We start from the raw sequence: 21,128 nt of genomic DNA on the forward strand, positions 1-21,128 counted from the left end.
GTGCGAGGTGCGGGCCGCCCTGTGTCATGGTGAATGGATGACACAGCAGGAAGTTGCCCAGATCCAGTCGCTGGCCGACATGACGCCCGAGCTGATGACCGAGCTCAGCAAGAACACCTTCACCGATGTCATCGGTCTCGAATTCACCGAAGTCACGCCAAACCGGGTGCGCGGCCAGCTGACCGCGGGACCGCAGTTGCAGCAGCTGGCGGGCATTGTCAACGGCGGTGTGTACTGCACGATCGTCGAATCGTTGGCCAGCGTCGGCGGCGCGGTCTGGTACACCGCCCAGGGCAATAACGGCACCGTGGTCGGGGTGAACAACAACACCGATTTCCTGCGCTCGGTGCGCGAGGGCAAGGTCTTCGGCGAGGCGACGCCGCTGCACCGCGGTCGGCTACAGCAGCTGTGGCAGGTCGTGCTGACCGATGATGAGGGTCGCACGGTGGCGCGCGGCCAGGTGCGGCTGCAGAATCTTCCCGCCCGAAATTGATCGGCACCCCCGGAACCCGCGTGCCAGAATTACTGTCGTCCTGATGCGCGAGCGCTGAGGAGCCCGGATGTGACTGTCGCCGCATGAGCAGAACGGCTGCTGCTGAGCTACGCGGCCGAACTCGCCCGGCGCAGGCAGGCAGGCGCGCGGGCTCGCGCTGAACCATCCGGAGGCGGTTGCGCTGATCACCGATCATGTGCTCGAGGGTGCGCGTGACGGACGCACCGTTGCAGAGCTGATGTCCTCGGGGCGAATGTTCTCACGTGTGCCGATGTGATGGAGGGGTGCCGGAGATGATGCACGACGTGCAGGCCGAGGCGACTTTCCCGGATGGCACCAAACTGGTCACCGTCCACCATCCGATCGGCTGAGGCGACCATGATTCCGGGTGAATACCGGTGACCGGGCCGGTCCAGGTCGGCAGCCATGTGCCTCTCCCGCAGGCCAATGCCGCGCTGCGCTTCGATCGGGAGGCCGCGCGCGGACGTCGGCTCGATATTCCCGCAGGTACCGCGGTGCGCTTCGAACCGGGCGGCATCAGCCTGAATCCCCCCGGACGTTTGGATAGCGCTTCATGACTGCGCTGAGCCGCGCGCTACGCCGAGCTGTTCGGTCCGACCACCGGCGACCGAAGTCGCCTGGCGGATACCGATCTGCTGATCGAGATCACCGAAGACCGCAGCGGCGGATCGGGACTCCAGAGCGATGAGGCTGTCTTCGGCGGCGGTAAGGTCCTGCGCGAATCCATGGGGCAAACCCGCGCCACCCGCGCCGAGGGCACTCCCGACACCGTGGTCACCTACGTGGTTGTCATCGATCACTGGGGAATCGTCAAGGCTGACGTAGGAATTCGCGACGGCCGCATCTGCGCGCTCGGCAAGCCGCGCATACCTTCGAGGGTGGGCGGTAGTTGCTGACATCCGGTTCGGCCGGTATTGCCGCATCTGATGGCAGACTGCGGGTATGACGACGTTCGAGTGGGCCGACGTGGACAGCTACATCGTGGACTCTCTGGTGGGAGGCGAGGATTCGACCGCGACGGCGTTGGCCGCCAATGCGGCGGCCGGACTGCCCGCCATTGACGTGTCGCCGGCGCAGGGGAAGTTCCTGCATTTGATAGCGCGGTCGATCCAGGCGCGGCGGGTGCTCGAGATCGGCACGCTCGGCGGCTACAGCACGATGTGGCTGGCGCGGGCGGTGGGGAAGGACGGCCAGGTCATCACCCTGGAATTCGAGCCGCGGCACGCACGGGTGGCGCGCGAGAATCTGGATAGGGCCGGAGTCGGGGAGCGGGTCGAGATCCGCGTGGGTGCGGCGCTGGACAGCCTGCCCGTGCTGGCCGAGGAGGATCCGGAACCGTTCGATCTGGTGTTCATCGATGCCGACAAGGTCAACAATTCGAACTATGTGCTCTGGGCGCTGCGCCTGACCCGTCCTGGCTCGGTGATCATCGTCGACAATGTCGTGCGCAATGGCGCTGTGGCCGACGAGCATTCGGACGATCCGGCAGTCCAGGCCAGTCGCGATCTGGTCGCGTTGCTCGCCGCCGAACCGAGCCTCGACGCCACCGTCTTGCAAACCGTCGGCAGCAAGGGCTGGGACGGGTTCGCCTACGCGGTGGTCAACGGTGAGGCTCTCGACTGAACGCGCCGAGAACTGGTGCCATCAGGGCTGTTCCGGCAGATATGCAGGTCGTCACCGGCAACCTCGACCGCGCCGTGCGCGCAACGGTCGAGGGCTTTTGGCGGAGCACGATCCGGGCCACGCCCGCCGCCGCGACGTGGATGCGCACCTGACCCGACCCGGGCACCGGATCGGGAACCGTTTCATAGCGCAGATTTTCGGCCGGTCCGAAGGTGTGCAGGCGATGGCGTGCAGGGTGGCTCCTATTGGTCGGCGAACCAATCAAACCTGCAACCTGAAGTGCCGTTCAGGTCAAGTGGTAGCGGGCTTCGAGTACCGTGCCTCGAATCCGTCACATAGCGCGGACAGTCCGAGATACAGCAGATCCTCCGAGGTCAGATCGCTGACACCACTGCCGTTCAGATCGGCGAGCGCGGGCGGAATGGGCAGTTGTGCATCTCCTTCCAGCAGCGCCCGCAGTCCGTTCGAGCCCTCCGGATTCATCTCCTTGCGCGCGACCAGTGCGCCGATGATATGCGGCAGCGTGGCCCCGGAAATGTAGTTCCACACTGCGAAGGCCATGGCCGAGGCCTCGCGGGTCGAGGCATTCAGCTCGCGCAGCCCCTCGACCAGCCAGGCGAAACAGGCCAGACCCTGCGGGCCGAAGCTGTAGCGGGGCATCGCGAAGGTCAGCAATACCCACGGATGCTTCTGGTAGAGCTCCCAGTCGACCTCGGCGGCAATGCGCACTCGGTCGCGCCAGGTCCAGTTCTTGCCCTCCGGCGACGGATACGGGTTGCGCGCCGAGATCTCGTCGGTCATCAGCGCGAGCAATTCATCCTTGTTCGCCACGTGCCGGTACAGCGACATGGCGCCGACACCCATCTGTTCTGCGATATGTCGCATGGACAATCCGTCGAGCCCCGCCTCGTCGGCAAGGGTGATCGCGGTATCGACAATGGCCGCTCGGGTGAGCTTCGGCTCTGTCATCCCATGACTCGCTTCCAGTTTTGGGACCGAATGCGTACACTGTACCCGAGCTGTGCGTACGGTGTACGCGACATGGGAGAGGGAATCGACATGACTCAGGTGGAGGTCGCGCAGACCGCTTCGACCAGTTCGCGGCGTGCTTGGCTCGGTCTCGCGGTACTTTTGCTGCCCGTGCTGCTGGTGTCGATGGACATCTCGGTGTTGTTCCTGGCCATGCCGACGCTCACCCTCGATCTCGACCCGTCAGCCGCACAGCAGCTGTGGATTCTCGATATCTACGGCTTTCTCATCGCGGGCCTGTTGATCACCATGGGCAATCTCGGTGACCGGATCGGGCGGCGCAATATTCTGCTCGCCGGTGCGTCGATATTCGGGCTTGCCTCGATCATGGCGGCTTTCGCGCCGAGTACCGTGATGCTGATCATCGCGCGGGCGCTGATGGGGATGGGCGGTGCGACGCTGCTGCCGTCGAGTTTGGCGCTGATCTCGAGCCTGTTCCCGAACGCGCGCGAACGTGCCGCCGCGATCGGTGTGTGGACCGCATTCTTCGCAGGCGGATCCGCGGTAGGTCCGATCCTGGGCGGCCTGTTGCTGCACCACTTCTGGTGGGGCTCGGTATTCCTCATCAATATTCCGGTGCTGCTGATCCTGCTCGCCTTCGGCCCGTTCGTACTGCCGGAACATCGCGCCGGTGCGGTCGGACCGCTGGATCTTCCGAGTGTGCTGCTGTCGATCGGCGGCATTCTGCCGGTGGTATACGCGGTGAAACAAATCGCCGCCGAAGGGTTCGATATCGCATCGTTCTTGATCGGACTCATCGGTGTGGTGCTGCTCGCGATCTTCGTGCGGCGGCAGCGACTGCTCGCCGAACCCCTGCTGGATCTGCGACTGTTTCGGCGGGCGCAGTTCTCGGTCGCCATCGGCTCCAGCCTGGTCGGGATGATGACTCTGGCGGCAATGAGCTATCTGACCAGCGTCTACCTGCAATCGGTGACCGGACGGGACCCGCTGGGGGCCGCGTTGCTCGGGATTCCGATGGCGATCGCGGTATTCGTGTGCTCGATGGGTGGAGCACGGGTCGGGCACCGCCTCGGGGTGCGTTCCACCTTCGTGCTGGCGCTACTGGCCTCGGCTATCGGCAATGTGATGCTGATCGGTGTCGGCGTGGACGGCGGAATCGCTTGGTACCTGGCCGGGTCCACGATCGCCGGTATTGGTTATGGGTTGGCGTTCACCCTGGTGTCGGAGGTGTCGGTGTCCTCGGTGCCGGTAGAGCGGGCCGGATCCGCGGTCGGAATCTCCGAGACCAGTTTCGAATTGGGCAATGCGCTCGGTCTCGCACTGCTGGGTTCGGTTGCGGCACTGGTCTTCCGGTCGGGTGGCGACTATGCGGCCACACTCGGCGAGACCATCCAGCATGCGGGCGACAATTCTGCGCTGATCGATTCCGCGCGCGAATCCTTTGTCTCCGGAATGCATATGGCGACCTCGGTCGGTGCGGCGCTGTTGGTGGTGATGGCGGCGGTCGCCGCATTCGCACCCCGGCGCTGACCGGCGCGCCTCCCCGGATTCGGATGCGATTCGCGATATAATTAGATGTCATGATTTCGCATGACATCACCTCGATCGAGGGTTTCATCCGCCGATATGACGAGATCGTCGCAGCATCGGATTTCGCCACGCTGCCAAGCCTTTTCGAACCGGTGATACTGGTGACCACGCCGACATCGAGTCGCTGTGTGAGCCGGGCGGTGTTCGTCGCCGCGGCGCAGGCGCGGGCCGGCCAGTTCGATACGCGGTCGGTGCCGCGCACCCGGCTGGTCGAGCAAACCACCTTCGAACTCGGTGGGCACTGCTGGCTGACCTCGGCCCGGTGGGCGCTGTCGCTCGGCGAACGGTCCCTCGACGTCTACAGCGACTTCCTGGTGCGCCGTGCTGAAGACGGGTTGCGGATCGCGGCCTATCTGCCCCGACAGGATCTACCCAAGCTCCTGCGTACCTCGACAAATGATCGCGAATAGGGCAGGTCAGCGCATACAGTCGAGAGGGTGAGCGACACTTCCGCTTCGAGCAAGGGGCGCCCGCTCGCCGAGCGAGTAGCGTCCCGGCTGCTGTACCCGACCGCACGGCCGCGCGAGAAATCCCTACGTCGGGCGGTCGAAGGCCGGACCGTGCTGGTGACCGGCACGTCGCACGGTATCGGCAAGGCGAGCGCGCGCAAACTGGCCGCGGCCGGTGGGATCGTGCTGCTGGTGGCACGCTCCGTCGATGCCCTGGAGGACGTGGCGGCCGAGATCACCGCGGAAGGCGGCACCGCGCACGTGTATCCGACGGATATGACCGATATGGATGCCGTCGAAAAACTCGGGCGCGACCTACTGGCCGAGCACGACCATATCGATGTGCTGATCAATAACGCGGGCAAGTCGATTCGCCGCTCGATCGACGAATCCTATGACCGCTTCCACGATTTCACGCGCACCATCGATGTGAACTATCTCGGACCGGTCCGGTTGCTGCTCACTGTGCTGCCGAGTATGCGCGAACGCAGACAGGGCCATATCGTCAATATCTCGACCTGGGGCGTGCTCATGCCGCCTGCCCCGCGGTGGGCGGCATACGGTGCTTCCAAATCCGCCTTCGATGTGTGGTTGCGCAGTACCGCAGCGGAAATCGCCGCCGACAAGGTGACAACGACCTCCATCTATATGCCGCTCGTGCACACCAGGATGAGCGCGCCGACCGATTTCAGCCGCATTCCCGGGTTGACCGTCGACCAAGCCGCCGATCTGGTCTGTCACGCGGTGGTCGCCAAGCCACGCGAGATCGCGCCGTGGTGGTCGCCGACTGTTCGGGCCTGGACCGATCTGAAGCGTGGGCAGGCGCAGCGTTTCATGGAACGGACATTCCGTTGGTGATCGTCATGCATCCGGTTTCCGGCGCGGCCGCGGGCCGATCTGATCGAGCAGGACGTTGACCTCGTCAGGGAAACCGTTGGTCACCACCTTCGGCGTCTTATTTGGGAACCGGCGCGTGACATGCTCCTGTGCGGCAGATCCCGGCAGGACATAGACGGGTTCGGCCTTGTTCTGCAGCGGACGGACGACATCGTCGAGGTGGGTTCGGCGATCGTCGAGGTAGGCGCCGATCACATCCTCGCCGGCCGGGCAGACGGCCATGCAGTACCCGGCCTTGTAGTTGGGTTTGAACGACAGGCTCTGCCACATCGAGAACGACTCGCCGGTGGTGACGCGCTCGCGGTACTCGGCCGCACTATTGCTGTCGGCGACGGATTCGGCCCAATCGGTGAAGCCGCCCATGAACTCTCGGTAGTTGTGGGTATAGCACGCCTGGAAATCGAAGCCGCCGTTATCGGTGATCGCGCCGACCGGACAGGCCGATACGCATAGCTTGCATTCCAGACATGGATTGAAATCCAGTGTGGCGCTCGGTTCGTCGATTACCGCATCGGTGACCACCGTGCCGAGCAGGATGAAATTGCCGAACTTCGGGTGTATGACATTGCGGTGGATACCCATAACGCCCAATCCGGCCGCCTCGGCCACCACCTTGTGCGCGATCACCCAGATCCGACCCGGGAACTTGTCGACCTCCATCGGATATCCGGGTGCGGGGTAGACGGCGCGGTACCCGGCATCCTGCAGGGCTCTGGTGATGCGGCGCGATACCTCGTTGGTCTCGTCGTCGGCATGGTTGAACTCGGTATTCGCGAGGCTGCGCATGGTGCTGCGCAGGTTGTCCCGGTTCATCCGGACACAGAAAGCCACGAATGTCCGTGCGGAGGGCAGGATTTCGCGCGCATGCTCGAGTTCGACCGCCACCCTCGAATCGTCGACCGGTACGAAGCCCACATCGTCGGCTCCGGCCGCGAGGCAGAGTTCGCGCAGTCGCGCCGCGTTCAGTACCGGATCCGGTGTGGTGCGCGCAGTCTCGGCCATCCGCTTGACGGTCGGATGCTGCGCCAATCGACGCTGTCCCGTTGGTTGTTTCTCCGACATCGGCCCTCCTCATAACCGCGAGACCGACGCGGCCTCTGAAAGAGGGACCGCGCAGACCGCCGAAATTCATCGCACTCCGGGCGTGTCGTGCACATTCGACGGGAAGTCGTCGGCGGTATCGCGATTCGGGCGCAACTTGCCCGCTGTCCATGCGATGGCCGTGCCAAGCAGCCAACTGGCCAAGACATCGGTCGGCCAGTGGGCACCGAGATACACCATGCACGCGCCGATGAACACCACCACCGTGGCGAGCGCGGTGCCCGCCGCACGGCGCATACAGGCCGATCGCCAGTCCACCGCCAGGAATACGGCCATCGCCAATGCCGAAGTTGCGGCGGCATGAGTGGAAGGCATTGCCCAGCTGTGGATTTCGGGCCACACTGTCAGGTCTCCACCAGGTCGTGTTCGTCTGACCACCTGCTTCAACCAATGTGCGATCAGATCGCCGAGCAGCAGACTCGCCGCGGCGATACCGCCGACCCGCCAGCTCCGCGTCGCGACCCCGGCCAGCACGACCACCTCGATACGCATTCCGGCATTGCCTATGCCCTGGATCACCTGCGTCACCACCTCCATGCGCCCGGCCGAGATGCCGCGCGGAACGCTTGACCGCGCCGACGGCCGCAGGACAAGTGTCATTCGACACTCGGATTCAAAGGGTGCACGGATGGGCGAAAATATGGTGAGGCAATGGCCCGAGGTCAGCCCACCTTGCGGTCAGCGGCCTTCTCGGTGAGCGCGGCCTTCCCATTGTCCGCGGGTGGGGCGCCGAGCGCGGCCGCGAGTTCGTCGGCATCCTCCTGATCGGCCTGCACCGCCTCCACCGCGAGCCGCGCAAAGACCCACTGCTCGGTGGCGGCCATCTGCCCGCGGCTACGGCCGAGGAAGGTCACGAACCACTCGATGACGGTGATGATCCGGCTGCGGTAGCCGACCAGGTAGTACAGGTGCAGGCCGAGCCAGGCCAGCCAGGCGATGAATCCGCCGAACTCCAGCTTGCCGACCTGGCAGACGGCGCTGAACCGCGACACCGTCGCCATACTGCCCTTGTTGAAGTACTTGAACGGCTTGCGGTCCTGCGGCGCTTGCCCATTCAGTCCGGCCTTGATCTGTTTGGCCGCGTAGGTCGCGCCCTGGATCGCGCCCTGCGCCTGACCGGGCACATTCGGCACCGACATCAGGTCGCCGACCACGAAGACATTCGGGTGGCCCTTGATGGTCAGGTCGGGTTCGACGATCACGCGGCCGGCGCGGTCGGTCTCGGTGCCGTCGGAGCCTTCGGCGAGCATCTTGCCCAGCGGGCTGGCCTGCACACCGGCCGACCACACCTTGCACGAGGATTCGATCCGGCGCTCCGTACCGTCGGCGTCCTTCACCGTGACGCCGTGCGCGTCGACATTGGTGACCATGGCGTTGAGCTGGATCTCCACGCCCATCTTCTCCAGCCGCCGCTTGGCCTTACCGCCCAGCTTCGGACCCATCGGGCCCAGCACCGCGCCCGCGCCCTCGACCAGGATGACCCTGGCATCGCGCGGATCGATGTTGTGGAAGGTGCCCTCCAGAGTGCGATCGGCCAGTTCGGCGATCTGACCGGCCAATTCGACACCGGTGGGCCCGGCGCCGATTACCACGAAGGTGAGCAGCCGGTCCCGCAGTTCTTGGGTGGTGGCCAGTTCGGCCCCTTCGAATGCGCCCAGGATGCGCGCGCGTAACTCCAGCGCGTCGTCGATGGTTTTCATGCCGGGGGCGTAGGTGGCGAACTGGTCGTTACCGAAGTAGGACTGTTGCGCACCGGTTGCCACGATCAGGCTGTCGAAGGGCGTGACGGTGTTCTGGTTGAGCAACTGCGAGGTGACCGTCTTGTGCTCGAGGTCGATATCGATGACATCGCCGAGCAGCACCTGGGCGTTCTTCTGCTTGCGCAGCACCAACCGGGTCGCGGGGGCGATCTCGCCGACCGACAGGATGCCGGTGGCGACCTGGTAGAGCAGCGGCTGGAACAGGTGGGTCGAGGTCTTGGAGATCAGGGTGACGTCGACATCGGCATGCTTGAGGTGCTTGGTACCGAACAGGCCGCCGAATCCCGAGCCGATCACCACCACCCGGTGGCGATGGTTCTTCTCGACAGATTGGGTGCTCATCCGGTGCTCCTCAAACCTGGGGTGCGGCCCCTGGAACGTTGCTGACCCGACTTACGGTAGTCGGCGGTCTGCGGGCCGTCGCGGCGAGATCCCGAATGCTGATGTGCGGATTCTTTTCGAGCGAACGAATGTGAAAAAGAGAATACGATAGATTCTGTCGTTCAGGGAGGTTTGTCATGGTCGCCGGGGGCCGTGCCGCCCACATCCGCAGCAAAAAGGGAAAGCCCAGCGTGCGGCTCGAATCCGAGAATGCGTCGCTCATCGACATTCCGGACGACCACCTCATCGATCGACTGCTGAGTCGAGTTCCCGAGCGTCCGCATGTGCTGGCCGCACCACCGCGCGGCAGCACCGCGACCGCGGTACACGGTGATGCTGGACTTCCGTACTTCGGCCGTGTCCTGCACTATCTGCGCTGGGGTCCGGCGGAAATGATGCAGCGGTATTGCCGCTACGGTCCGGTATCGCTGAATTCGTCGCTGGGATCGGATCGGGTGCTGGTCTGCGGTCCGGACGCGATCGATGAGGTGCTCGGCAAGCGGCGTCGCGATTTCGGCCAGGGCTGGGACTACTTCATCGGTCCGTTCTTCCGGCGCGGACTGCTGCTGCTGGAATTCGACGAGCACATGTTTCATCGCCGGATCATGCAGCATGCCTTCACCAGGGAGCGGCTGGAGGCGCATCTGGCGACGTTGACGCCGGTGGCGCGGGCCACCATTGATCGGTGGGTGCCGCGGACCGGCGGCACCGAACGGCTCTATCCGACGATCAAGGAATTGACCCTGGAGATCGCGGGCGAGACCTTCATGGCCGTCGATGTCGGGATGCAGCGCCGCAAGCTCATCGATGCGTTCATCGACTGCACCCATGCTGGACTGTCGATAATTCGACATCCGGTGCCCGGTGGCAATTGGCGCGCCGGGTTGCGCGGGCGCAGGGTGCTCGAGCAGTATTTCACCGAGATGCTGCCGCGCAAGCGCAGGGCCGAGTCGGCGGACTTCTTTTCCGGACTGTGTCATGCGCGCACCGAGGACGGCGCCGAATTCAGCGACGCGGATGTGATCAACCACATGATCTTCCTGATCATGGCCGCGCACGACACCACCACGACCACTGCCACCGCCGTGGCTTACTACCTCGGCAAACATCCCGACTGGCAGCGGCGGGTACGCGCCGAGGTGCAGGCCGTCGATGCCGAAATCCGTGGTGCCGCACCGACAATCGCCGATCTGGACCGAATGCACGAACTGGATCTGGTGATCAAGGAGAGTTTGCGACTGATGCCGCCGGTGCCCGGATTGCCGCGCCGCGCAGTGCGCGACACCGAAATTCTCGGGCATTACATTCCGGCGGGTACGCCGATTGATTGCGCGTATACGGTCAATCACTTCCTGCCGGAGCTGTGGACCCGGCCGGAAGTGTTCGATCCGGAGCGCTTCGGCGAAGCGCGGCGCGAGGACAAATCGCATCGACTCGCCTGGATGCCCTTCGGTGCGGGTGCGCACAAATGCATTGGGATGCACTTCGGGATATTCGAGGTGAAGACGATCATTGCCGCGCTGGTGCGGGATTACGAGTGGGAGCTCCCGGGGGACTATCGAATGCCGTGGGGATTCACGACGATTCCTTTCCCCCGGGATGGTGCGCCCATGCTGTTGCGTCGCCGCTAGCGACCGCCCGCGGGTCGCTTGAAAGGATCAGCTCAGCGGCCGCTGAAAAGCAGTTCGGCGACCTTGGTGTCGGTCGCGGCGCCTTCGGTGTAGCCGCCGTCGCTGCCGAGTGCGCTCATGACGGCCAGGGTGTAGCGCTCGCCGGGTCCGGCGAAGCCGACCGAGTTCACCACCCAGCCGCCCTGCTCCTCGGACCAGCCGTTCTTGAGGCCGGGCCGCATCGCGGCGCCCGCGCCCCACACGCCCCAGTGCTGGTTGCTGTCGACCGCGCGCATCCGGTCGAACAGGTAGTTGCGGTCGTCGGGATGCATAGTGGTGAAGATCGAGTCCATCAGCCGATCCAGATCGGCGGGGGTGCACTTCTGGAACGACCAGTCCGGGAACATGGCGGTATTCGTCGGCTGCGGAACCAGGTTCACCATGCCGCTGGCGCGGAAGGCGTTGTTATAAGCCATTCGATCGAGGCCGGCGTACTTGTTCCAGAGGATGTCGGTGGCCTGGTCATTCGAGGTGGCGAGCATCGATTCCATCAGGCCGCGGTCCTCGGGACCGAGACCGATCGCGCCAGCCCGCGCGCGGTTGAGCAGATCGGCGGCGATCGCCAGTTTGATGGTGGAAGCGGTCCAGACCGAGTTCTCCGCATTCTCGTTCGCGTACACCCCGCCGCTCACTCGATCACGGACGACGTAGCCGGTCACGCCGGGCCGATTCTTCAAATACGCGTCGACAGCGGCGATTCGGCTGCTCATATCGCAATCGAAACCGGCGATGCAGCCCTGCGTATGCGCCGGAGGCGCCGCGAGGGCCGATGGAATCAGCGCGGTGGTAGTGGGGACCAGGATCGCCGCAGCGGCGAGAACAGAGACGGAGGCGTGACGCACGAGGCAACACGATCGCACATCGGCGCGCCGGACGCACGTCTTGAGCTCTGACCGATGCTGTGGTATTCGGCGTTGCGTGCTTGTGCCACAGTGTCTTTCGCTCTAGTGGAATGCGGCGTGCAGTTCCTCGACGGTGCGACCGTTGAGGCGGTAGCAGTGGGCGAAGGCCTCGGCATGCCGGTCGCGCGGCCAGGAGTGTAGGACGACGGCGCGACCATAAGAGCGCGAGTTGACCAGCTCCCATCTGTCACCGACCCGGCGGACCGTGAATCCGCCTCTCGGCATCAGGGGAATCACCATCGCCATCATGAACGCGAACCAGCCTTTCCTGCAGCTATCCCGTTCCTCCCCGGTTGAGCACTGTTGCACATCGACGGATGCGATCCGACGTGACACGGCGAAGTAAATCGTTCGCGTGTGGCTTATTTCACTCCGCTGGGAATGGGGCCGGGAAGTTGCGTGCTGGTCGCTGGGCGTATAAACGTGCGCAAGCGCCGACGCGTGCGGATAGGCGACTTGACGCGCGGTGCGGACATACCGACCAACGACGAGAGGGCGCAGATGCCGCTGCACATACATCGTGCCGAGCGCGCCGATGCGTTGGCGGATGCGTTGGCCGCATTGCTTGCAGAACCGTTGCCGGACGCCTTCGCGACCGAGGTGGTCGCGGTGCCCGCGAAGGGGGTCGAGCGGTGGCTGACGCAGCGGCTGTCGACCGTGCTCGGCGTGTCGGGTCGCTCGGACGGCGTTGCCGCGAATATCGAATTCCCATCTCCCGGTGCATTGGTCGCCGAAGTAACGGCGGCGGCGAGTGGCGTGCGATCCGAGACGGATCCGTGGGCGTCCGAGCAGATCGTGTGGACGTTGCTGCGGGTGATCGACGCGTCGCTGGCCGAACGGTGGAGTACGGTACTCGCGCGACATCTCGGGGTCGGAGAACCCGCCGGGCATCGGGTCGGTCGGCGGTATGCGACGGCCGCGCATCTGACGGCGCTGTTCGACAGTTACGCGGCGCAGCGGCCTGGGCTGCTCGCGGAATGGGCTGCGGGTTCGAATACCGACGGTGCGGGGCGGGCGGTGCCGGACGATTTGCTGTGGCAACCGGAATTGTGGCGGCGGTTGCGGGCCGAGGTCGGGGTGCCGAGTCCGGCCGAGCGGTTGGACGCGGCCTGTGCGCGGTTGCGGGACCAGCCGGAGCTGGTGGATCTGCCTGGACGTTTGTCGCTGTTCGGGGTGACGCGGCTGCCGAGCGATCAGCTGGCGGTGTTGTCAGCGCTGGGGGAGCGGCGGGATGTACACCTGTGGCTCGCCCATCCGAGTCCGGCGATGTGGACCGAGTTGAGTGCGCTGCCTGCCGTGGTGGCGCGTGCCGATGATGTCAGTGCGACGGTGGTGCGGCATCCGCTGCTTGCCGGGCTCGGCAGGGATGTGCGGGAGCTTCAGCAACGGCTGGTCGGTGCCGTGGACCAGTATCACGCGGCTATCGGATCGAATCATGGTGGTGGTCAGGAAGATTCGGGTCGAACATTGTTGACCGCCCTGCAGTCCGGGATCCGGGACGATGCGTGGCCGCCCGAAACCGCGAGTTTCGCCGATCGCACGGTGCAGGTGCATTCGTGTCACGGACCGGCGCGACAGGTCGAAGTGTTGCGCGAATGTCTGCTCGGCTTGTTCGCGGCGGATCACACACTGGAACCGCGCGATGTGTTGATCATGTGTCCTGAGGTGGAGGCGTACGCGCCGCTGGTGCGCGCGGCGTTCGGGCAGAAGATGGTGGGATCGGTCGAGTCGGTGGGGGATTCGGCGCATCCCGCGCATCTGCTGCGGGTGCGGCTCGCCGACCGCGGCCGCGGGGTGACCAATCCGATGCTCGCGGTGATCGCGGTACTGCTCGAGCTCGCCGACGGGCGAGTGACGGTGACCCAGGTCCTGGATCTGGCGGCATCCGAAACCGTCCGTCGCCGTTGTGGTTTCGATGACGACGATATCGAGCGGTTGCGCGAGTGGGCGGCCGAATCCGGTGCACGGTGGGGGATCGGGCAGCGGCAGCGGCAGGCGTTCGGGCTGGCGGACTTCGCACAGAACACGCTCAATAGCGCAGTGGACCGTATCCTGCTCGGTGTCACCGCGGACGAATCCTCGGAGGACTGGCTGGATCTCGCGCTGCCGCTCGACGATGTGGACAGCAATGATGTGGATCTGGCGGGCCGGTTCGCGGAATTCATCGACCGGCTCGCGGTCTGCCTGCGTGACCTGCGCGGACCGCGTCCGGCGCAGGAGTGGGCGGCGGTGCTCGGGCGCTGCCTCGAGCTGCTCACCGATGTGCCCGACAGTCAGGCGTGGGTGCGCACCGAGGCCCGTCGTGAGCTCGCCGCCGCCACCGAACATGCGGGTGCTGTGCCATTGCGGCTGGCGGATGTCGGTGTGCTGCTGTCGAGTCGGCTCGCGGCCCGACCGACCAGGGCGAATTTCCGCACCGGCGAGCTGACAGTATGCACGATGGTGCCGATGCGTTCCGTACCGCATCGAGTGGTGGTGTTGCTCGGCCTGGACGACGAGGTATTCCCGCGCACCAGCGGCGTGGACGGTGACGATGTGCTCGTACGCAATCCGTTACTGGGCGAACGAGATGCGCGCAGCGAGGACCGTCAGCTGCTGCTGGATGCGGTGCTCGCGGCCACGGAACAACTGCTGATCTTCCACACCGGTGCCGACCCGGTGACCGGCGCGCATCGCCCGCCCGCCATACCGATCGCCGAACTGCTCGACACACTCCGTGCGCACCTCGGCGCGGCAGGTATGGACGCGGTGGTGACCCGACATCCGTTGCAGGGCTTCGACCGTCGCAATTTCCTGGCCGAGCGCCCGTTCAGCTTCGACACCGTCGCACTCGCCGGGGCGCGGGCCGCCGGACAACCCGCACAGCCGCGTCCCGCATTCCTGCCCGAGCCGCTGCCCGCGCTCGAACTCGCGGATGTCGCACTGGCCGATTTGGTTTCGTTCGTCGAACACCCGGTCCGGGCATTCCTGTGGCAGCGCCTCGGACTCCGCGTTCCCGAACACGAAGACGATATTGCCGACCGGCTGCCCATCGAACTCGACGGGCTCGCGAAATGGGAGCTGGGCGAACGACTGCTGTCCGCGCGACTGACCGGCGCGGATCCATCGACGCTGCGCGCGGCGGAGTGGCGGCGAGGGACATTGCCGCCGTTCGGTTTCGGCGGTGCGGTGCTCGACGAGGTCGAGTCGACCGTGGACAAGCTGGTGCGGGCGGCGTTGCCGGAGTACGAGGGTGCGCCGCGCGCGGTCGATATCGCGGTGGATCTCGGTAATGGTCGCCGGCTGACCGGCACGGTGCCCGAGGTGCGCGGTGAATCCCTGGTACGCACCACGTTCTCTCGGCTCGCCCCGAAACACCGTATCGCCGCATGGGTTTCCTTGCTGGCCTTGGCGGTCACCGAGGATCGCTCATGGCGCGCGGTCACCACGGGACGAGGCCAATTCGGCCGTCCCGCATGGTGTTCCGAGATCATGGCCCCGGAATCGCCTGCCGCGCTGACGATCTTGCGTCAACTGGTGCGGCTGCGTGATGCCGGTCTGAGCGAACCGCTCCCGATCGCCCCGTCCGCTACCGCCGTTTACGCCGAACGCCGTTTCCGCGGCTCGAACACCGACGAAGCGGTGAGCGCGGCCGAACGCGAATTCAATGGCGGGCCCAACGGTCCGGGGCCGTTCGGTGATCACACCGACCGTCACCTGCGCTACATCTGGGGGGCTGCCCCTCGCCTCGAACATCTCATGGCCGCCCCCGCGCCGGCGGGCGAGCCCGGGGAAACCACCCGCTTCGGGTCGCTGGCTCGTCGCATGTGGGCACCTTTGTTGGCTGCTGAGAATCAGGGCCAGCCGTGAGTGGCGTAATTTCGTCGAGTGCGATACCCGTTCGGCGCGCCTCCTGGATACGCAGCGGGCGTCGGGTGGGTGGAGGTAGCGGTCGGCAAGCGAAGATCTTGCCGATGAGCAGTGCGAGCACCGGATTCGCCAGGCACGGAAAGGGGCGGCGGGGATGACCATCGAGGACACCGCATTCGCCGCGCCTGCTCTGGGCGCCGACCGATTCGATCCCAATGGGCCGCTGCCGACCGGAACCACCGTGCTCGAGGCGAGTGCAGGAACAGGTAAGACGCATGCGATCGTCGGGTTGGCGGTACGGTACGTCGCCGAAATCGGGATCGACATTTCGCAGCTGTTGCTGGTGACGTTCAGTCGGGCCGCCACCCAGGAACTGCGGGAACGGACGCGCGACCGGTTCGTCGCGGTGGCGGCGGCACTGGCCGATCCGCAGACGGCTCGCGCCCATGCCGATGAGCTGGTTCGATTGGTGGCGCAGGCGGATTCGGCCGAGGTGCTGCGGCGTCGGCGGCGATTGCTCACCGCGCTTTCGGATTTCGATGCCGGGACCATCGCGACGACCCACAGTTTCTGTCAACGAATGCTGGATGAGCTCGGCTTGGCGGGCGAACATGATCCCGGATCGCGGTTGGTCGAGACGATCGATGATCTGATCGGCACGGTCGCCGATGACTTGTACCTGAACCGGTATGCCCGTGCGGAGCCGCCGTTTTCGCTGAAGGAGGCGCATACGCTGGCGTTGGCTGCGGTGCGGGATCGACACGCCGTATTGGTGCCGAAGGGGCAGGGACCGGCGGGGGAGCGGGTCGCCTTCGCCGCCGCGGTCCGCGCGGAAACCGAGCGCCGCAAACGCCTTGCCGGATTGCGTGATTTCGACGATCTGCTGGTGCTGCTGCACGATGTGCTCGCCGATCCGGAGCACGGGCCGCGGGCCTGTCGCCGCATCCGCGACCGGTACCGGGTCGCCCTGGTCGACGAATTCCAGGACACTGATCCATTGCAGTGGGACATCCTGCGGCTGGCCTTCCATGGACATTCGACTCTCGTGCTCGTCGGTGATCCGAAGCAGGCCATCTACGCCTTCCGCGGTGCGGAAGTGCTCAGCTATCTCGATGCCGTCGCACACGCCGATACCCGCAAGGAGCTCACCGACAACTGGCGCAGCGATGCCGGTCTGCTCGCTGCACTGGATCATCTGCAGGGTGGTGCGGCATTGGGGCACAAGGAGATCACCGTTTATCCGGTCACCGCGACCCGCGGCTGGTCGCGACTGTCCGGCCCCGAGGACCTGACGACGCCGCTGCGGATGCGGTGTCTGCCGCGCACCGGCGCGGGGCCGCTGAACAAATCGGGATTTCCGGCGGTCGGGCGCATGCGGGCGAAGGTCGCCGAGGATCTGGCGGCCGATATCGTGCGGCTGCTCGAATCCGGTGTGCTGTTCGAGGCGAAGACCGGACCGCGGCCGATCGGACCCGGCGATATCGCCGTACTGGTGCGGACCCGATCCCAAATCGATGTGGTGCGAACCGCTTTGGATCGCGTCGGAGTATCCTCTGTACTGGCCGGTGGCACCAGCGTCTTCGCCACCAGCAGTGCGACCGACTGGCTCTGGCTGCTGCGCGCGCTCGAACAGCCGCATCGCTCCGACCGGGTCCGCCTTGCCGCCTGTACACCGTTGCTGGGCGTGACCGCGGTCGAAATCGATAGCGGCGGTGCGGATCTGGTCGGCCGCATCTCCGCCCAACTGCGGGAGGCGGCCCGGCTGTTCGCCCGCGTGGGTTTCGCCGCGGTCTTCGAAAAGATCTCGTCCGAAGCGAATCTGGCTCAGCGACTACTCTCGATCGAAAACGGCGAACGCCAGCTGACCGATCTGCGGCATATCGCGCAGTTGCTCGATCAGGTCGCGCTGACCGAAGGTCTCGGCCTCACCACGCTGACCCGCTGGCTCGCCGACCGTGTGCGCGATCCCGCCTCCGGATCGGTCGCCGACCGCAGCCGTCGCCTCGATCGCGATGCCGCGGCCGTGCAGATCGCCACCGTACACGCCAGCAAGGGACTCGAATTCCCCATTGTCTATGTGCCCTTCGCATGGGACAACGCGAAGAACCCGTACCCACAGACCCTGCTCTTCCACACCGACGACGGCGCCCGTGTTCTCGATGTCGGCGGCCAGGACGCATCCGGCTACGGTGAGCGAAAGCTGCGCAGCGAGACCGAGGAGGCGGGCGAGGAACTGCGCCTGCTGTACGTCGCACTCACTCGCGCGATGTGTCAGATCGTCGCCTGGTGGGCGCCCGCGATCACCACCGCCAATGCGCCGCTGCATCGGATGGTCCTCGGCCGCCCGGACGGCGGAGATCTCGTACCGAGCAAAGCCGCGGTACCGGCGGATGCGGTTGCGGTGTCGATGCTTTCGGCCTGGGCCGCCGGTGCGCCGGAGGCCATTGCGGTGGAGGGCGTCGAGCACACCGATACGGTCGAGATCCGCCGCGTGCGTACCGAATTCCCGACCGGAGCCCTCGACGCGGCGCACTTCGCCCGCACCGTGGACCTGCAGTGGCGGCGCACCTCCTATTCGGCATTGACTGCAGGCGCGCACGATGCCGCGATTCCGGAGGCCGAACCCGAGGATGACCGCGGTCCGTCTGACGAGCCCGGCACACCGCTGCTCGCCGAAACCGAACCCGCGACCTCCGATGCGGCCCCATCCCTGATGAATGCGCTACCCTACGGCGCCGAATTCGGCACCCTGGTGCACGGTGTGCTCGAGCGAATCGATACCGACGCTGTCGATCTGGCCACCGAGGTGCATACCCGCTGCCGTGCGGCCACGGACGAGCTGATGGCCGAGACCGATCCCGTGATCCTCGGCAGCGCGCTACTCGCTGTGTTGCACACCCCACTCGGATTTGGTTGTCTCGCCGACATTTCCACCCGTGACCGGCTCAACGAGCTCGACTTCGAACTCCCGCTCGCCGGCGGTGACCTCCCCGGTGCGCATACGGTCACGCTGCGCCGGATAGCTGATCTGCTGCGAACCCATCTCCCGCCCGACGATTCCCTGTCCGGTTATGCCGACCAACTCGCGTCCCTGGACGACACCCCGCTGCACGGCTACCTCACCGGCAGTATCGACGCGGTGCTGCGCATTACCGAACATCCGGGCGTGGAACCACGATTCGTCATCGTCGACTACAAAACCAACCGCCTCGGCACCGGCGATCTCACCGTCGACCACTACACCCACGACCGCATGGCCGCCGAAATGCTGCGCTCGCACTATCCGCTGCAGGCCCTGCTCTACGCGGTCGCCCTGCACCGCTACCTGCGGTGGCGGCTGCCCGGTTACGACCCGTCGCGCCACCTCGGCGGTGCCCGCTACCTGTTCGTGCGCGGCATGATCGGTTCCGAAACCCCCTCGGGCTGTGGTGTTTTCGACTGGAGTCCACCGGCCGCGCTGATCGTCGCGCTGTCCGATCTACTGGCGGGGGAGGCTGTCCGATGACCTCCATTCAGTTGGCGCAGCGGGGCACCGGGCTGCTGCGCATATTCAACGAGGCCGGCGTGCTGTCGGCCGCTGATGTGCACGTCGCGCTCCGACTGGGCCGGATGGGCCGCGAATCCGCGGAGGAGGTGCTGTTCGCGGCGGCGCTCGCGGTGCGGGCGGTCCGTTCCGGTTCGGTCTGTCTGGAACTGCACCGCATGCGCGAGATCGGCGTCGATGCCGACGAAACCTGGGATGCGGGTGCGGGTATCGACCTCGCGACATTGCCATGGCCGGATATCGATGCGGCGGTCGCCGCTCTGCGGGTGAGCCCATTGGTGTGCGGGGGACCGGCGGGTCCCTTGCAGCCGCTGCGCCTCGTCGAGGCGCGGACCACGGGGCCGTTGCTCTATCTGGACCGCTACTACCAGCAGGAACAGACGATCCGCCGGGTACTCACCGAGCGCTCCGGACACCATCCGAAGGTGGATCCGGCCATCGTGCGCCGCGAGCTCGACCGGCTTTTCGACACCCCGGTCGGCGCGGCCCCGGACCGCCAGCGGATCGCCGCCGCGCTCGCCGCGACGCACTGGACCACGGTGGTGGCGGGCGGACCGGGTACCGGCAAGACCCACACCATAGCCCGCATCCTGGCCCTGCTCGACGCGCACCAGCGGGCGCATCCGAAGTTGCCCGCGCTACGCATCGCTATGGCCGCGCCCACTGGCAAAGCGGCCGCGCGACTGCAGGAAGCCGTGCGCGAACAGGCTGGAGCGCTCACATTGCCGGATCTCACCGCCGCCACCCTGCATCGCCTGCTCGGTTGGCAGCGCGGCCGGGCGACCCGGTTCCGGTATCACCAGTTCAACCGACTGCCCTATGACGTGATCGTGGTCGACGAAACCTCCATGGTCTCGCTGACCATGATGAGCAGTCTGCTGGCCGCGCTGCGCCCGGATACCCGCCTGGTGCTCGTCGGCGATCCGGATCAGCTCGCCTCGGTCGACGCCGGTGCGGTACTCGCCGACCTCGTCGCCGGACCCGTTGCCGGCGAATCGAATCCGGTCTTCGAGCAGGTGGTTGGCGCGGAATGTATTGCAGCCGAAGGTAATCCGGAGGCGTTGACCGATGCCGAGCGAATGCGGCTGCGCGGCAGCATCGTCCGACTGACGCGCGGTCGGCGCTTCGGCGGCAAGATCGCCGAACTCGCCGTCGCGGTCCGCGCGGGTGACGCCGACACCGCCCTGACATTACTGCGCGCGGGTGGTGCGGAACTCTCGCTCTGCACACCCGAGGACACCGCACCCGTGCGCGCCGATGTGGTGCGCGCCGCCCGCGAAGTCACCGCCGCCGCCCTTGACGGCGATGCCGCGGCCGCACTGACCGCCCTAGAATCCCATCGCCTCCTGTGTGCGCATCGCCAAGGTCCCTTCGGTGTCGAACGATGGGACCGCATGGCCGGCGAATGGGCTGCGGCCGGTGGCGCGGGAACGGATTCGCACCAGGCGCCCTGGTATCCGGGCCAGCCCCTGCTGGTCACCGCCAACGATCACGAGGCGCGCATCTACAACGGCGATACCGGTGTCATTGTTCGCATGCCCGACGGCTTGCTGCGCGCGGCCCTGCAGCGCGGCAGCGAGCCCTATCTGGTGCACCCGACCCAATTTCCGGCCGTGGTGACCGTTTTCGCCATGACCATCCACCGCAGCCAGGGCAGCCAGTACGACGCCGTCTCGGTCGTCCTGCCCGAACCCGAATCCACCCTGCTCACCAGGGAACTGCTGTATACGGCCATCACCCGAGCCCGCCGCCACGTCCGCATCATCGGCACCGACGACTCGATTCGCGCCGCCATCGACCGTCGCGTCCTGCGCGCCAGCGGCCTGTCGCGTACCCCGGAGTCACGGTGATCGCGCGC

At 66.0% G+C, this 21,128-nt stretch carries 15 protein-coding genes and 3 pseudogenes; 12 read left to right on the forward strand and 6 right to left on the reverse strand.

The window, feature by feature from the left end:
• Positions 1-79: 79 nt before the first annotated feature.
• From AB0L63_RS05090 to AB0L63_RS05110, 5 genes and pseudogenes are all read left to right on the forward strand, one after another.
• Complete coding sequence (locus tag AB0L63_RS05090) at positions 80-493, forward strand: PaaI family thioesterase (protein WP_364495647.1); 414 nt, start codon at positions 80-82, stop codon at positions 491-493.
• Between the two features lie 73 nt (positions 494-566).
• Positions 567-864 (forward strand): annotated as a pseudogene (locus tag AB0L63_RS05095) (urease subunit gamma).
• A gap of 17 nt (positions 865-881) precedes the next feature.
• Positions 882-1,071 (forward strand): annotated as a pseudogene (locus AB0L63_RS05100) (urease subunit beta); the annotation flags it as partial.
• Between the two features lie 27 nt (positions 1,072-1,098).
• Positions 1,099-1,374 (forward strand): annotated as a pseudogene (ureC, locus tag AB0L63_RS05105) (urease subunit alpha); the annotation flags it as partial.
• An 82-nt stretch (positions 1,375-1,456) separates the two neighbouring features.
• Positions 1,457-2,137: an O-methyltransferase gene (locus AB0L63_RS05110; protein WP_364494791.1), complete on the forward strand. Its 681-nt coding sequence runs from the start codon at positions 1,457-1,459 to the stop codon at positions 2,135-2,137.
• 291 nt (positions 2,138-2,428) lie between these two features.
• On the opposite strand, the gene AB0L63_RS05115 is transcribed toward AB0L63_RS05110, so the two are convergent.
• The gene (locus tag AB0L63_RS05115; RefSeq protein WP_364494794.1) at positions 2,429-3,106 is read right to left on the reverse strand and encodes a TetR family transcriptional regulator; all 678 of its coding nucleotides are present in this window, start codon (positions 3,104-3,106) and stop codon (positions 2,429-2,431) included.
• Positions 3,107-3,196: 90 nt separating this feature from the next.
• Here AB0L63_RS05115 and AB0L63_RS05120 point away from each other — a divergent pair, with 90 nt between their 5' ends.
• From AB0L63_RS05120 to AB0L63_RS05130, 3 genes are read left to right on the forward strand one after another with little or no spacing between them, the layout of a single operon-like run.
• A complete protein-coding gene (locus AB0L63_RS05120) occupies positions 3,197-4,657 on the forward strand; it encodes an MFS transporter (protein WP_364494796.1) in 1,461 nt (486 codons plus the stop codon).
• A 50-nt stretch (positions 4,658-4,707) separates the two neighbouring features.
• Positions 4,708-5,127, forward strand: a complete 420-nt coding sequence (locus tag AB0L63_RS05125; protein WP_364494799.1) for a hypothetical protein — start codon at positions 4,708-4,710, stop codon at positions 5,125-5,127.
• 27 nt (positions 5,128-5,154) lie between these two features.
• Entirely contained in the window at positions 5,155-6,024 is an 870-nt protein-coding gene (locus tag AB0L63_RS05130; protein ID WP_364494801.1) for an SDR family NAD(P)-dependent oxidoreductase, read from the forward strand.
• A gap of 3 nt (positions 6,025-6,027) precedes the next feature.
• On the opposite strand, the gene AB0L63_RS05135 is transcribed toward AB0L63_RS05130, so the two are convergent.
• The 3 genes from AB0L63_RS05135 to AB0L63_RS05145 all read right to left on the reverse strand — a co-directional run bounded on the left by AB0L63_RS05135 (position 6,028) and on the right by AB0L63_RS05145 (position 9,266).
• Positions 6,028-7,125 carry a 4Fe-4S binding protein gene (locus AB0L63_RS05135; protein WP_364494804.1) on the reverse strand — a complete coding sequence of 366 codons (1,098 nt, stop codon included), beginning with the start codon at positions 7,123-7,125 and terminating at the stop codon, positions 6,028-6,030.
• A gap of 66 nt (positions 7,126-7,191) precedes the next feature.
• Positions 7,192-7,764, reverse strand: a complete 573-nt coding sequence (locus tag AB0L63_RS05140; protein WP_364494806.1) for a phosphatase PAP2 family protein — start codon at positions 7,762-7,764, stop codon at positions 7,192-7,194.
• 62 nt (positions 7,765-7,826) lie between these two features.
• The gene (locus AB0L63_RS05145; RefSeq protein WP_364494809.1) at positions 7,827-9,266 is read right to left on the reverse strand and encodes an NAD(P)/FAD-dependent oxidoreductase; all 1,440 of its coding nucleotides are present in this window, start codon (positions 9,264-9,266) and stop codon (positions 7,827-7,829) included.
• A 176-nt stretch (positions 9,267-9,442) separates the two neighbouring features.
• On the opposite strand from AB0L63_RS05145, the gene AB0L63_RS05150 reads away from it, so the two are divergent.
• Positions 9,443-10,936, forward strand: coding sequence for a cytochrome P450 (locus AB0L63_RS05150; RefSeq protein WP_364494812.1), 1,494 nt, complete (start codon positions 9,443-9,445; stop codon positions 10,934-10,936).
• Positions 10,937-10,968: 32 nt separating this feature from the next.
• Here the strand turns inward: AB0L63_RS05150 and AB0L63_RS05155 are convergent, their stop codons facing one another.
• Positions 10,969-11,685, reverse strand: a complete 717-nt coding sequence (locus AB0L63_RS05155) for a tat pathway signal sequence (protein ID WP_364494814.1) — start codon at positions 11,683-11,685, stop codon at positions 10,969-10,971.
• A gap of 234 nt (positions 11,686-11,919) precedes the next feature.
• Positions 11,920-12,117, reverse strand: a complete 198-nt coding sequence (locus AB0L63_RS05160) for a hypothetical protein (RefSeq protein WP_364494817.1) — start codon at positions 12,115-12,117, stop codon at positions 11,920-11,922.
• A 261-nt stretch (positions 12,118-12,378) separates the two neighbouring features.
• Between AB0L63_RS05160 and recC the strand changes: the two genes are divergently transcribed.
• The 3 genes from recC to recD all read left to right on the forward strand — a co-directional run bounded on the left by recC (position 12,379) and on the right by recD (position 21,120).
• Complete coding sequence (gene recC, locus AB0L63_RS05165) at positions 12,379-15,726, forward strand: exodeoxyribonuclease V subunit gamma (RefSeq protein WP_364494819.1); 3,348 nt, start codon at positions 12,379-12,381, stop codon at positions 15,724-15,726.
• A 154-nt stretch (positions 15,727-15,880) separates the two neighbouring features.
• Complete coding sequence (locus AB0L63_RS05170) at positions 15,881-19,231, forward strand: UvrD-helicase domain-containing protein (RefSeq protein ID WP_364494822.1); 3,351 nt, start codon at positions 15,881-15,883, stop codon at positions 19,229-19,231.
• Entirely contained in the window at positions 19,228-21,120 is a 1,893-nt protein-coding gene (gene recD, locus AB0L63_RS05175) for an exodeoxyribonuclease V subunit alpha (RefSeq protein ID WP_364494825.1), read from the forward strand. The genes AB0L63_RS05170 and recD overlap by 4 nt, the downstream gene beginning before the upstream one ends.
• Positions 21,121-21,128: the final 8 nt, after the last annotated feature.

The sequence above is a fragment of the Nocardia sp. NPDC051990 genome (genome assembly GCF_040680755.1).
Taxonomy (GTDB): domain Bacteria; phylum Actinomycetota; class Actinomycetes; order Mycobacteriales; family Mycobacteriaceae; genus Nocardia.

What these genes read in the sequence shown, in the direction of transcription:
- recC (WP_364494819.1), top strand. Translation starts at nt 12,379, where the DNA reads ATGCCGCTGCACATACATCGTGCCGAGCGCGCCGATGCGTTGGCGGAT.
- AB0L63_RS05110 (WP_364494791.1), top strand. Translation starts at nt 1,457, where the DNA reads ATGACGACGTTCGAGTGGGCCGACGTGGACAGCTACATCGTGGACTCT.
- AB0L63_RS05135 (WP_364494804.1), bottom strand. Translation starts at nt 7,125, where the DNA reads ATGTCGGAGAAACAACCAACGGGACAGCGTCGATTGGCGCAGCATCCG.
- AB0L63_RS05120 (WP_364494796.1), top strand. Translation starts at nt 3,197, where the DNA reads ATGACTCAGGTGGAGGTCGCGCAGACCGCTTCGACCAGTTCGCGGCGT.
- AB0L63_RS05125 (WP_364494799.1), top strand. Translation starts at nt 4,708, where the DNA reads ATGATTTCGCATGACATCACCTCGATCGAGGGTTTCATCCGCCGATAT.
- AB0L63_RS05160 (WP_364494817.1), bottom strand. Translation starts at nt 12,117, where the DNA reads ATGGTGATTCCCCTGATGCCGAGAGGCGGATTCACGGTCCGCCGGGTC.
- AB0L63_RS05115 (WP_364494794.1), bottom strand. Translation starts at nt 3,106, where the DNA reads ATGACAGAGCCGAAGCTCACCCGAGCGGCCATTGTCGATACCGCGATC.
- AB0L63_RS05140 (WP_364494806.1), bottom strand. Translation starts at nt 7,764, where the DNA reads ATGACACTTGTCCTGCGGCCGTCGGCGCGGTCAAGCGTTCCGCGCGGC.
- AB0L63_RS05155 (WP_364494814.1), bottom strand. Translation starts at nt 11,685, where the DNA reads ATGAGCAGCCGAATCGCCGCTGTCGACGCGTATTTGAAGAATCGGCCC.
- AB0L63_RS05150 (WP_364494812.1), top strand. Translation starts at nt 9,443, where the DNA reads ATGGTCGCCGGGGGCCGTGCCGCCCACATCCGCAGCAAAAAGGGAAAG.
- AB0L63_RS05145 (WP_364494809.1), bottom strand. Translation starts at nt 9,266, where the DNA reads ATGAGCACCCAATCTGTCGAGAAGAACCATCGCCACCGGGTGGTGGTG.
- recD (WP_364494825.1), top strand. Translation starts at nt 19,228, where the DNA reads ATGACCTCCATTCAGTTGGCGCAGCGGGGCACCGGGCTGCTGCGCATA.
- AB0L63_RS05090 (WP_364495647.1), top strand. Translation starts at nt 80, where the DNA reads ATGACGCCCGAGCTGATGACCGAGCTCAGCAAGAACACCTTCACCGAT.
- AB0L63_RS05170 (WP_364494822.1), top strand. Translation starts at nt 15,881, where the DNA reads ATGACCATCGAGGACACCGCATTCGCCGCGCCTGCTCTGGGCGCCGAC.